This window comes from Bacillus sp. ISL-47, from assembly GCF_018613175.1.
Classification (GTDB): Bacteria; Bacillota; Bacilli; order Bacillales; family Cytobacillaceae; genus Cytobacillus.
The window spans coordinates 13,943-26,331 of sequence record NZ_JAGGQS010000054.1 but is presented as its reverse complement, the minus strand read 5'-3'; the positions used below and the strand labels follow the sequence as shown (position 1 = coordinate 26,331).

The window sequence follows — 12,389 nt, the reverse complement described above, 5'->3', positions numbered from 1 at the left end:
TGCTTGATTTTAATGACTGCAATGCGGCCAAAGCCCATTCAGTGGAACGTTCGAAAACCATCCAGACAAAGCTGGTTCTTCCGCCCGACACCAATCACCTTCAGACTATATTTGGCGGCAAGGTCCTTTCTTATATAGATGAGATTGCTGCTCTGGCAGCCATGAAGCATTCCAACCACGCTGTCGTTACAGCTTCCATTGACTCTGTCGATTTTTTATCTTCTGCCACAGTCGGAGACGCGCTTAGCCTGGAAGCCTATGTCACTTCTACAGGCAGGACCTCAATGGAGGTGTATGTAAAAGTCAGATCCACAGATTTGCTGACAGGCGACAGCAAGCTGACAACCGAATCTTTTTTGACCATGGTTGCCGTAGATGAAAATGGCCGTCCGGTGCCTGTCCCAAATGTAATCCCGCTATCAGACGAAGAAATCAGGCTCCATGAAACAGCAGCTGCCCGTAAAGAGCATCGTAAAAATAGAGCGAGTATACGATAAAAGAATAAATAAAGAAAAAGGCCGTCTTTGTGTAACGGGTACTTTTACCTGTCACAAAAATCCAATATGTATATTAAAATGACCATCAATTTGTATGTGTATTTGATGGTCATTTTTTATTGATATAACGCGAATAATTATAAAAATAGGCTTGAAAATGTGGTCCAATTTGTATTTCGAAATGTAAGGTTACAGAGATTGGACTGCAAAATGCTGTGTGTTTTTTTACAAAACCTAGTTTTTCTTTGGCTCTGTAATTATTCATTGATGATTTTCGTATAGGTATGAGAATTAGTAGGCGGAGTACTTCCGACTAATGTATATAGTGGAAGCTTAAGAAGCAGAGATAAGCGGAGGAATTCCGGTTAACTGCTCTAAATAAGCCAAAATTCAAAGATTTGGATCATATAAGCGAAAAAACTCCGCTTATTCTTAAGGAAATATGGGGATTTCCCATTTTTAACGGAATTTTTCCGGTTATTTTTCAAACACAGTGAAATCAATATCTAGTTTTATAACAGTACTTTGGCCATAAAGTGCATTATACATAGGTGGCACTTTGTAATATTCTTACATAACAAAAAGCCCTGCATTTTGCAGGACAAAATATATAATAAATATGAGCAGATTTTCAAACGTATTTTTATAAAAAGTGTCAGGTATCCGAACCCTTAGTCTTTGTGCGGCCTTTTTAATGAAACCGATGATTTTCTGCAAGTTTAACCTTAAAGTCCAATTTGTATATAACATCGATAATCCGCGTCCCGATCATCTGGCAAATTATTGCATAAATAATAACTTTCCAGTCAACGACAACCCCGGTGATCAATAACAGGCTGCTGTTTATGTAAAAAAGCGTTCTGCCCGGTGCAGCACCTCTTGCTTTTGAAATAATTAAAGCCAGAATGTCCATGCCGCCTGAAGAGGCTCCCATTCGAAAAAGAATACCTACACCCATTCCAAACACAACTGCTCCGAGTAAAAGATCCAGCAGAACCGGATTTAGCGGCTCTGTTACAAGCGGAGTAAGAAAATCAATCGTAATGGAAGTCACGGAGACGCATAACAGCGTCCAGATCACACTGCTTTTTCCCAGCCACTTGGCTGCTGCCAGTAAAAGGCTCGCGTTCAGCACCCATAAAGTAACCGAGTAAGGCGTGTCCAATAAATAGTTTAATAAAACAGCTAAGCTTGCCGCGCCGCCCGACGGGATGAAATGCGGAAATAAAAAAAATGTCATGGCAATGCCCTGGATCGCAGCAGCCATTCCAAGTATCAAAGACTTATAGAGTACGTGCATAACAAAATCTCCTAACCGTTTTTTCCTTCCTCTATCTTATAATATTCTCATATAATTAGAAACCACATGATAGAATACACGTAAGAGAGGTGTGAATGATGCCCTATCAATTTGAAACAGAACGCCTTCTGCTCAGAACGATGCAAACGGCTGACCTGGATGATGTATTTCAGATCTGGGGTGATGCTCTGGTCATGAAATACTGCGGCGGCGCCAGCACAAAGGACCGTATCCAGCGCTCCATCGAATTTTACAAGCAGCTGCAGGAGGAAAAAGGCTACTCGGTTTACACCGTGGTGTTAAAAGAAACCTCATCTGTTATCGGAGTTTGCGGATTTAATCCTGCAGAAAAGGAAGAAGAAGCAGAGCTCCTTTATCACTTGAACCGGCATTACTGGGGGAAAGGCTTTGCCGCAGAGGCTGCTGCTGCCTGTGTAACTGACATAAGAAAAAATAATCCGCGAATGAAGAAAATCATCGCGGCTGTTGACCCAGCTAATCCTGCTTCAGGCAAGATACTATCAAAAATTGGCTTACTAGCCAAAGGACTGAAGTGGTTTGAGGATACACAGCAGGAAGAACTCTATTTTGAGCTGGATTTAACGTAAAAAGCTGGCTGAGGAGGCCAGCTTTTTTATTCTATTAAAATTTCTACGCTAATTTTGGCTGTTTCTTCGCTAAAAGCCCCGTTTTATTCGTAAAGTACACACTGTGGCAAGGCTGCTTTCTCAAACTGTTTTTAGAAAAACTTCTTAAAAGCTTTTGTTCATAAACAACCAATCGAGTAGAGGGAAAATAAGTGTATTATTTTCGCCCCTCTCACAACACCGTACGTACGGTTCGCGTATACGGCGTTTCAATTTATATCACAGTGTGTACTTTTAGATAATGTTCTAAAGCAGAGGGGACTCCCCTCTGCTTTAGTCTTTTGTTTGAGATTGCTCTTTGGACGACTTTGGATAATCCTATGAATCGATAACCTTTTCGACAGTAGGTTAATCCTTTCGCTTCTTCCTCCGGAATTCCTAGTTGAATAAGCGATTTAATTTGTTTCTTCGCTACTTTCCATTGTTTCCAGATGATGACCCTAATTCTGGAGCGAAGCTTTGTGTCTATTCGTTCAGTCACTTTTTTCATATTTGCCACTCTGAAGTAGTTTACCCATCCAAATATTACTTGTTTCAATTTCAACATTCGGTAGTCTAGTGGAACACTCCAGTTTCGCTTTGTCAGATGTCGAAGTTTCCTTTGAAACTTCTGTACCGAACTTGGATGAGGTTTCACTTTATATCTCTTGTTATTAATGTCGTAATAATACCCAAATCCTAAGAATTTTAATTCTTTTGGACGTGAGATTCTACTCTTCTCTATGTTGACTATCAGACCTAATTTCTCTTCTATATATCTCACGATTGAATTCATTACTCGGTTCGCTGCTTTTTCACTTTTCACAAAGATAAGGGCATCATCAGCGTACCTCACGAACCTTAATCCTCTTTTCTCTAGTTCCTTATCAAGTTCGTTTAACATAATATTACTCAATAGTGGACTGAGGTTTCCTCCTTGCGGAGTACCGACAGGTGTGTCTTCATAGTTCCCATTCACCATGACTCCACTGACTAAGTATTTTCTGATTAACGAGATGACATCTCCGTCTTTTATTGTGTTGGATATAATTCGCATGAGTTTATCGTGATGAACGGTGTCGAAGAATCTTTCAAGGTCAATGTCGACTACCCAATCATAACCATCATTCAGAAATTCCAGGCTTTTTATAATCGCCATTTCACAACTTCTTTTTGGTCTGAAACCGTAACTGAATTCGCTGAACTGTTCTTCAAATATCGGACTGAGAACCTGATGAATGGCTTGTTGAACAACTCTATCCACTACTGTTGGTATTCCCAATTTGCGCATCTTTCCGTTTTCTTTTGGGATTTCCACTCTTAAGGCAGCTTGTGGTTGGTATTTTCTTGTTCTGATGCGCTGGCGCAACTCATCTTTGTTCTCTTTCAGGTGTTGCTTGAGTTCGTCGACTGTTACTCCATCAACACCACTGGCACCTTTATTTTTATAGACACGTAAGTAGGCTTCGTTCATATTTTGATTACTTAGAATTTGTTCTAAAAGTTCCACACTCGTTTCTCCTTTCCTCTCACGTAGTAAGTGATAGCTCCATTTTGGTTATCCTTTGAGGTACGCTCATACTTTCACCATTAACACATTCGGAGTATGTCACTCACGCATTCGTGGCGTTGAAACACTATAAATTGTTCAGCCCTTCATGAAATTATTTCATTACTATGGCTTCTGCTGACTTCTTGCGACTAACCTTTTTCGACTGTACCTTCTGTACATCCGCAAGACCTCCCAGGGTAAGACAACTATCTTTCCTCTTTTACTCGCCTGATTTACTCTACAAATTTACGCACATCTTTTGGACTTTAACTTGCTTAGGAGTTTAATCCCTTTATAGAGCCTTAGTATCAGATTCCTGTTCGTCGAGTCAAGATTTTATTCCACGCTTCCTCCAGCCCTTACCTCACGATAAGTACCTTGCGCTTCCTTAGTGGTTGGTCGATGTGTACCCCCACAGTGGACTTTCACCACCTAGATAGTTGCCATGCCTGGCACACTAAGAAAAGCCTGCATCATGATGCAGGCTTCCCCTTCCATTCTATTAGAATCCAATTGCCTTTTTCCCATTCACAACTGGAAGGCTGATAAAACTTTGTCCAAGATCCACTTCAAATGTGGCACCTGTTGTCGAAGGAATCGCCCGTCTGCGATCACTGCCTGCTATAATCACTCCGATTCGGTGTCCTTCTTTAAATACGTAATCCTCAGGCAATGCATTCCATTCGAATTTATAGCTTTTTCCTTCTTTTAAGGAGTCATCCAGCTCGATGGTTTTCCAGTTTTGCGGATCGAACCATCCTCTTGTAACGACTTCATATGATGCAGTATGTGTGGTTTTTTCTGTATCTTTGTAACACGCATCATCTGTGGAAATGCTTTCTCCCCAGCAGCTTTCTGTATCAAGGGTTTTTATGCCTTCACCCCGGCTTTCATGGTTGATGCGTGTATCCGTTCCATAGTCTACAATTAAAACAGTTAAATTGGAGTCTTCTTTATCGACTTTTGCCCTGAGTGAGATTTCGGGTATGCCGCTAAACCTTACATCCTCTTTAAGCGGTTCAGATAGGAAAGCCAGTCGGTCGCTTTTTACAACTGTTTCATTGGATACCATCTGCTGTTCTGTTTGCTGCGGGTTATCGGTAAACGATTGCTTTACATTGCCCTGTACAGGACCTGTTGTCAAAGTGCCATTTGTATGTTCATTTTCTCCTGGGCCCAGACGAATTTTAACATTTGCAGCATCTTTATCCGGCCATGAGGATTGAGTTTCCCACACATCTGCCCCTCTTTCAATATCAACCGCCGGCTCGTCCATAATGCCGTTTTCAATATCCATCAGCCAATAATCAAACCAGCGGTGGAGCGTATCCACCCACTCCGCCCTTCTGAAATCAAACGGATCGACATGACCGGTTTGGGTAAGCCACAGTTTACGCGGGACATCTTCTTTAGAAAGGGCTGTCCACCAATCAGCAAGGTGATTCATTTTAACATTGTAGTCATTTAACCCATGAACCGCAAACACACTAGCCTTTACATTTTTTGCATCCTTAACGTAATTTCTCTCATCCCAGAAATCATTGTAATCTCCTGATGGATCGTCCGCTTCTGCGTTCAAACGATCAAATACAGGCTTGCAGGCATCTTTTCGGGAGCTGGTGACAACTCTGCTTGCCAAGCCTCCTGGACCGTTGTTGTAATATGTAAGCCCTGCGTACCGATAATAATTATACCAGCTGCTAATGGCCCCGATTGGAACAATTGTTTTTAATCCCTCTACTCCAGTGGCCGCAACCCCGTTGGCTAACGTACCATCATACGATTTTCCAATCATGCCGACATTCCCGGTTGTCCAATCTGCTTTCACTTCCTGATTGTCCTCATCCCAGGCTTTCGCACTGCCATTCATCCAATCAATGACTACTCTTATACTTTCAATCTCTTCATAGCCGCCAGTCGTCGGGCACCCATCTGATTGGTTCGTTCCGACCATTTCGGGTAAAGCCACTGCATAGCCTCTGGGAACAAAATAGTTATCATAAAAAAGTGGAAATTTCTCATTTATGCCGTCTTTGTCCCGGTCTTTCACTTCACTTTCATTTCCTCTGCCAAGGCTTTCATAGTAAGGGCTGGCATCCATGATTACCGGTACCTTGAGTCCTTCTTCCGTTTCTTTCGGACGAATAATATCCACGGCAATCCTGTCTGGTTTTCCGTTTTCATCCGAATCAAGAGTGGACTCGACATAGACAGTCTCACGAATCGCCTCTTCAAATGAATAAATTGGCTGAGACTTGAGGTCCTCGATTTGTGCTGCCTGTCCTGGTTTTTCTTTCGCAACTGCATGATCAGCCGTGTAGGTAAAAGTTGATAGAGTCATAGAAATGACGGCTAACATAGCTGCAGACCTGAGAAGCTTTTTCTTTTTCATAAAATCCCTCCTCTGTATTTGACCTTTATTATATTTCGAGTTATGAAATATTAATAGATTACTTTATCCTAAAATTATATATTTTTCTAAATATTTCTATTAATCTCTCCTAGGATAATAGTCTTGCTAAAATTCTTTGCTGTCTTCAGCTTTCGGATATTGAATCAATAATTGCACTCCGTTCCTTCACTTGTCCCCACTTCTGAAAAACTATGAGCCTGAATCATTTGCTGCCTTTGGTCTTTTTTGCTGGATTTAGTAGTTTGTTTGCCAGATTTCCGATTTGTTTGCAAGTTCCAGCAGTTTATTCGCTAATTATCCGGTTTTATTGGCTAAGTCCACAATGACGCCAAATCCTATCCAAAAAAAAAGCTCGGCACTCAACCTGAGTACCAAGCCTTTTTATTAACAAACTGAATCCGTAGACTTCGGATTCTTCAAGCCAAACAACGGACGGATAAACAATGCTGCACCTGTTCCGAGCATCGCCATGATTGCCCATACCCAGCCGTGCAGGCTGAAGGACGCGATTCCACCGAAGTAGGCGCCAATGTTGCACCCGAAAGCAAGACGTGCGCCATAACCCATAAGAATACCGCCAACAATGGCTGCACCTGCTACGCCAGGCTTCACTTTCCCTGGCTTGAACGTTCCCTGCAAGGCTGCGGAAATAAAGGCTCCAAGCATAATGCCAAAGTTCATGACACTTGTGGAATCAGACAGCACAGTGCTTTTCAGCGCCGCCAGGTTTTTGTCTGTAGCAAAATATCCCCAGGATGTTACGTCGATTCCCATCGCCATTAAGGCTTTTCCGCCCCATAGAGCAAAACCGGATGTGATGCCCCAAGGAGAACCTTTTATAGTTAACGTCAAAGCATTCAATAAGGCTAAAACAATTGCTGCTGCAAATAATGGCCAAGAGCCTCTTAAAATCTTTTTAAAGCCAGTTGTAGTCGGCAGCGCCTTCATCATCGGCGCATTTTTCTTTTTCGCAATTTGCAAGGTAATCCAGTAAATCAGTGCAAACAATGCCATTTGCACCACCCAGGCACCACCGTAGCCAAGCCCTGTTGACTCAGCAAGTGAAAATGGCTGCAAGGCAGGTGTTTCTTCCATCCAGAAGGCAAAATGATAAGCACCTAAAGTCGAACCGGCAATAAAAGCGAGCAAGGTCAAAATCATGGAAGATTGGCCGCCGCCTAAGGAATATAATGTGCCCGATGCACATCCATTGCCGAGCTGCATGCCAATTCCAAACAGGAAGGAACCAACAATGACACTGACACCAACGGGTGCAACAGATGCACTAGGCGTTGCTCCAAAGAAACTGAATCCCGTGCTTAAAATAGTCGCAAATAAAGTCGTCGCAACAGCCAGCATCAGCATATGCGCCTGCAGTCCCTGTCCGTTGCCGACAGATGCAAAGCGCCTGAAAGCGGATGTGAATCCGAAACGGGCATGAAGCAGCGTCATTCCCAAAGCAATTCCAAGGATAAACAGAACTCCATGTTTGATGCTTGCTGCATTAAGAATTGAAATAAATAGAATAATAGCTGCAAAAACGCCAGCTGCAACAAATGGCTTCTGTACAGGATTAAGGTTCGTCACCACGGTAGTGGGTGCAGACATCCATTGCTTGCCAGCATGATTTTTTAACTCAAGAGATGAATTATTTTTTAATTCTACCTGATCCAAACCATTCACTCCTTTTCTCATCATATTAGTCGGATTAAAGCACTATTCTATACTATATTTTGTAAAATGTAAATGGTGAAATGGGCATTAAATGGATTGCACAGCGGCAATATTTTTCCAAGTACTCTATGCTCAGTACCTCATCCTGCCAAATCCCCAAATTTCCCAATCTCCTTTATAAACGCCAGCCGCACCGTTCCGATCGGACCATTCCGCTGCTTGGCGAGGATAATTTCAATCGTATCCTGCTGTTCCGATTCTTTGTCATAATAATCATCCCGGTACAAAAAGGCGATCACATCCGCATCCTGCTCAATCTGGCCGCTCTCCCGCAAATCCGACAGCATCGGCCGTTTATCCTGGCGGCTTTCCACACCCCTGCTCAGCTGCGAAAGAGCAATGACCGCGACATTCAAATCCCTTGCCATCGTCTTCAGCTTCCGGCTGATTTCGCTGATCTCACCCTGGCGGTTCTGGTGCCGGCTATCCCCAATAATCAGCTGTAAATAATCGATCATGACCAATATGCGCTTATCTTCACCGTACTTCCTGCGTGCCTTTCGAACCTTGGACCATACATACTGAATGTCCATTCCGGCCTGGTCAAAAATATGAAGCTTAGCTTTGCCAAGCTCCCCCATGACACCGGAAAAATGCGCCCAATCTCCATTGCCGAAATAACGAGTCGGATTCCGCATTTTAACCGAGTTGATTTCCCCTTTGCAGCTGATCATTCTTTTCAAAAGCTGCTTTTTGGACATCTCCAGGGAAAAAATAAGTGCAATATCGTGATCAGCTGCATTCAAAGCGATATTGAGGGCAAATGCTGTTTTTCCGACACTCGGCCTTGCTCCGACAATGATTAAGTCAGACTCCTGAAAGCCGCCGGTCAGCCTGTCCAGCTTCGCAAAACCGGAAGGAATCCCGGTCATTTCACCACAGTCCCTTTCCGACTCCTCGTAAAGCTCAATCAAAGCTGGCATGACCTCTCCAAGATCTTCATCGCCCATACGATCTTCAATTAGCATGAGGTCATGAATGCCTTCCTTCAACACCCCGGCAATATTTCCTGTCTGGGCATTCTGCTGAATTCGGCCTGCAATCTCAACAGCCTTGCGCTTTTGGTAATATTCAAGAACCGTATCTTGGTAAAACTTGAAATTGGCAACAGTCGGCACACTCCCCGCAAGCTGCGTGATATAACCGATTCCGCCAATGCTTTCCAGGTTTTGGTGGCCGGCTTCTTCGACAACAGAAATTACATCGATCGGTTTGCCTTTTGCCTCAAGCTGGTGAATAAGGGTTAGCAGCCGCTTCAGCCTGGCTAAATATAAGTGCTCCGGCCGGACTGTGCAATCCTTTACGAGCCCTTCCTCCAAAAACAGTGCGCCGACTAATGCTTCCTCTGCCTCCTGGCTATACAACCCATATCCCTGCATCAAGCTTCACTCCTCCTGATTCCAAGAATCTCCCGCATTTTTGCCAGTTCAGCCTGCACCACTTCTTCGCTTGCCGGCTTCCAGGCTATCGGGACAATGCAGTCTGTATCCAGGCAATTAGGAATGGCTCTGGAAACCATCGCAGATTTACGCACCAAATCCGAAATCTTTGGCGGATAGGGCGATTCCTTAACATGCAGCAGCAAGTTCCTCCTCAGATCCTCCACTTCATGACTCTGCAGCACTTCATGCCAGGAATCAATTTTTCGCTGATTCACCTCAAACTGCTCATAATAAACCGCAATCAATGCCAGCAGCGTATATGTCTCCCGCTTAGTCATCAAGGTTAAAATCCTCCTCTCGCCATCGCTTAGCCTGCCGCTTTTGATTCAAATACGACTCAAACCGGGTGCCAAACAGCGTCTCCGGCCTGAGGAACTTGCTCCAGTACGGATCATGAAACCATTCCTCCGCTTTCAGGTCGATCACCTTTTTAAAATCATCCAGCGTAAATCCCTCAAGCCACCTGGCCCGGATCAGGTTCCTCGTTTTCTTGGAGCCTGTCCGATAAGCCGATTGGGTTTTGGCATTCAGGTATTCAACAACCGCAGCATAAGGGATATCTTTTTTCTCTGCAGTAGTCTCTGTAGTAGTCTCTGGTATTGCTTGCAGCACGCTGTCATCCTCGATATCGCAATCTGTTATAGTCAATCCTCCATCCTGATGAACTCGATGTTCCATTCCGGAGGTTCCAAAGGAGGCACTCCATTCTTCCAGCTTCTGATAATCGATTGTGTACCATTTCGTCTTATCCATTTTACTTGCATTAAAATTGCCGGAGATCAGCAGCCCTTTTTCCTCAAGCGAACGAATCGTCCTTCCAATCGTCGCATTCGACCAAAATGGCATCTGCTTCTGCCAGTCTTTATATGTATTGTAAATCCACATGCGCCCTTCCTTTTTATGTCTGCTTATCCTCAGCCAAAAATGCATCTGCTGAAGCAGCACCGCTTCATTCAATCCCAGCTTTTCCGCCAATGACGGAAGAATCAAAACCGGATTTTCATTAATTAATAGATTGCTCATCGTGACCCCTCACCCTTTTTTAAAAATAAATTGGACCATTCGAAGGAATGGCAAAGTTCTTTCTGCAAGCTTCCATTCCATCAGTCCCCTCATCTATATAATATGAATGAGACGCCCAATCGGACATGGTGAAATAAAATATCCCACGCAGCTGTGAACATTCGGTGAACGAGGAAGGGTTTATTTATATAAAAAAGAAGACTGCAGATATCTCCCACAGTCTTCTAAACTTGTTTAAATTCAGTCATCATCTGGTGCTGCTTTTTTAAATGAACGCTACTGCGTTTGAATTTGAGTTTCCTGTATCCTTTTTATAAAAATTTACGACTTTTATAGTATGCCCATTTTGACAGCTCTATCAACTGGTCAATGGACCATACTCCGGCCTATTAACTTATGATGCATGCAATGCCGGTTTTCCCGCTTCAATTAGTGTTTTGTCACGGCCTAATAATATAGCCAGCAACAGGATCAATATGCCAGTTCCAATGAGGAGCCACTCAATGTCAATGACATCTGCAATCGGTCCGAATATAAGCATTCCAATCGGCATCATCGAGGTTGAGATCATACCCATGACCCCAAAGACTCTTCCTAAATAGTTCTCTTCGATCTTCTCCTGCAATAAAACGGTTGTTGGTGTATTAAAAATGGGCACGGCAACACCGAATAAAGCCATGAATACTAAATAGATCCAAAAAACCGGAACAATCCCAAGCGCAAATGTGCAGGCTCCCATAATAAGGCTTGCGAATGTCATTGTTATAATTTTATTTTTAAAGCCTCCCCAGGAAGCAATAATTCCTCCGCCCGCCATCATGCCTATTGAAAAAGCAATTTCAATTGCGGTCAACTCCCACACGTCACCGCCAAAGCTGCGTGTGACCTGCAGCGGTGTCAAAAAGGCTGCAGGGGCCATCAAAACAAAAAATACGGCAAAAAATAGGAAGAACTTCTTCAGAAAACCATGGTTATTAACATATTGCAAGCCTTGTTTAAAGTCACTGAAATAGCTCGTTGTCTGTTTTTCCGCTGCCTTCTCATGCACAGAGATTTTTAAAAAGGCTAACAGTGTGACAATCGCAATTGCTGCCGTAATCACATCAATAAAAAAGATGATTTCAAGGGAAGCCATTGCTAATAGAGCGGCACTGACCATTGGAGATACAAACATAATTACAGCTTGAATGCTTCCATTTGCCCCATTCACCTTCGTCAGTTTATCCTTTGGGACAATTTGCGGCAAAATAGCTCCGACAGCGGGTGTCTGAATTCCTGTCCCAAGGGCACGAATCGCTGCCATGACAAAAAGCAGCCAAATGGCGTCATAACCCATTAAAAAGAGAATGGCGAGAATCAGTGTTGAAAATGCAATAAGACCATCTGCTAAAATGATCAGCATTTTCCGGTTATAGCGATCCGCCCAAACACCCGCAACCGGGGATAAAAAGAAGGTCGGGATAAAGCCGCAAATGATGAACAACGTCATCATCACACCAGATTCTGTTGTTAACGTAATATGCCACATAATCGCATATTGAACCAGGGACGATCCAAATAGCGATATCGTCTGGCTGCTTAAAAAGAGAATGATATTCTTTAGCCAATTTTCCTTTGGATTGATATTTACAGTGTTCATCGATAACAACTCATTTCTATTAAATTTTATAAAAACAAGCCATACCTACATTCACTTACATCAAATGGTTCTATATATTTTTATTTTTAGGCACTGTTAAAGCTTATTGTTGTTTTTTAGCACCCTGTTGATTGGAGCGGAGGGCACGAGACTCCTGCGGGAG

10 protein-coding genes are annotated in these 12,389 nt (G+C 43.2%); 2 read left to right on the top strand and 8 right to left on the bottom strand.

Annotation, left to right across the window (positions count from 1 at the left end; translation table 11 throughout):
- Positions 1-41 precede the first annotated feature (41 nt).
- Positions 42-497: an acyl-CoA thioesterase gene (locus tag J7I93_RS25240; RefSeq protein ID WP_353050277.1), complete on the top strand. Its 456-nt coding sequence runs from the start codon at positions 42-44 to the stop codon at positions 495-497.
- Between the two features lie 691 nt (positions 498-1,188).
- Here the strand turns inward: J7I93_RS25240 and J7I93_RS18385 are convergent.
- Positions 1,189-1,797: a YitT family protein gene (locus J7I93_RS18385; protein WP_214727380.1), complete on the bottom strand. Its 609-nt coding sequence runs from the start codon at positions 1,795-1,797 to the stop codon at positions 1,189-1,191.
- Positions 1,798-1,892: 95 nt separating this feature from the next.
- Here J7I93_RS18385 and J7I93_RS18380 point away from each other — a divergent pair, with 95 nt between their 5' ends.
- Positions 1,893-2,405 (top strand): GNAT family N-acetyltransferase, encoded by a 513-nt coding sequence (locus tag J7I93_RS18380; protein ID WP_214988188.1) that lies wholly within the window; start codon positions 1,893-1,895, stop codon positions 2,403-2,405.
- A gap of 253 nt (positions 2,406-2,658) precedes the next feature.
- Here J7I93_RS18380 and ltrA read toward each other — a convergent pair whose 3' ends face one another.
- The 7 genes from ltrA to J7I93_RS18345 all read right to left on the bottom strand — a co-directional run bounded on the left by ltrA (position 2,659) and on the right by J7I93_RS18345 (position 12,226).
- Positions 2,659-3,933, bottom strand: a complete 1,275-nt coding sequence (gene ltrA / locus J7I93_RS18375; RefSeq protein ID WP_214727379.1) for a group II intron reverse transcriptase/maturase — start codon at positions 3,931-3,933, stop codon at positions 2,659-2,661.
- Between the two features lie 544 nt (positions 3,934-4,477).
- The gene (locus tag J7I93_RS18370) at positions 4,478-6,367 is read right to left on the bottom strand and encodes a Xaa-Pro dipeptidyl-peptidase (protein ID WP_214727378.1); all 1,890 of its coding nucleotides are present in this window, start codon (positions 6,365-6,367) and stop codon (positions 4,478-4,480) included.
- A gap of 405 nt (positions 6,368-6,772) precedes the next feature.
- Positions 6,773-7,996: a YeeE/YedE family protein gene (locus J7I93_RS18365; protein ID WP_214727505.1), complete on the bottom strand. Its 1,224-nt coding sequence runs from the start codon at positions 7,994-7,996 to the stop codon at positions 6,773-6,775.
- Positions 7,997-8,202: 206 nt separating this feature from the next.
- The gene (dnaB, locus tag J7I93_RS18360; RefSeq protein ID WP_214727503.1) at positions 8,203-9,501 is read right to left on the bottom strand and encodes a replicative DNA helicase; all 1,299 of its coding nucleotides are present in this window, start codon (positions 9,499-9,501) and stop codon (positions 8,203-8,205) included.
- Entirely contained in the window at positions 9,501-9,842 is a 342-nt protein-coding gene (locus J7I93_RS18355; RefSeq protein ID WP_214727502.1) for a hypothetical protein, read from the bottom strand. The genes dnaB and J7I93_RS18355 overlap by 1 nt, the downstream gene beginning before the upstream one ends.
- A complete protein-coding gene (locus tag J7I93_RS18350; protein ID WP_214727377.1) occupies positions 9,835-10,587 on the bottom strand; it encodes a conserved phage C-terminal domain-containing protein in 753 nt (250 codons plus the stop codon). The genes J7I93_RS18355 and J7I93_RS18350 overlap by 8 nt, the downstream gene beginning before the upstream one ends.
- Positions 10,588-10,981: 394 nt before the next feature.
- On the bottom strand, positions 10,982-12,226 hold the full coding sequence (locus J7I93_RS18345; RefSeq protein ID WP_214727376.1) for an MFS transporter: 1,245 nt from the start codon (positions 12,224-12,226) through the stop codon (positions 10,982-10,984).
- Positions 12,227-12,389 lie beyond the last annotated feature (163 nt).

Excerpts from the sequence above, each read along its gene's own strand:
- J7I93_RS18385 (WP_214727380.1), bottom strand. The coding sequence starts at position 1,797 with ATGCACGTACTCTATAAGTCTTTGATACTTGGAATGGCTGCTGCGATC.
- J7I93_RS18380 (WP_214988188.1), top strand. The coding sequence starts at position 1,893 with ATGATGCCCTATCAATTTGAAACAGAACGCCTTCTGCTCAGAACGATG.
- J7I93_RS18370 (WP_214727378.1), bottom strand. The coding sequence starts at position 6,367 with ATGAAAAAGAAAAAGCTTCTCAGGTCTGCAGCTATGTTAGCCGTCATT.
- J7I93_RS18365 (WP_214727505.1), bottom strand. The coding sequence starts at position 7,996 with ATGTCTGCACCCACTACCGTGGTGACGAACCTTAATCCTGTACAGAAG.
- dnaB (WP_214727503.1), bottom strand. The coding sequence starts at position 9,501 with ATGCAGGGATATGGGTTGTATAGCCAGGAGGCAGAGGAAGCATTAGTC.
- J7I93_RS18355 (WP_214727502.1), bottom strand. The coding sequence starts at position 9,842 with ATGACTAAGCGGGAGACATATACGCTGCTGGCATTGATTGCGGTTTAT.
- J7I93_RS18350 (WP_214727377.1), bottom strand. The coding sequence starts at position 10,587 with ATGAGCAATCTATTAATTAATGAAAATCCGGTTTTGATTCTTCCGTCA.
- J7I93_RS18345 (WP_214727376.1), bottom strand. The coding sequence starts at position 12,226 with ATGAACACTGTAAATATCAATCCAAAGGAAAATTGGCTAAAGAATATC.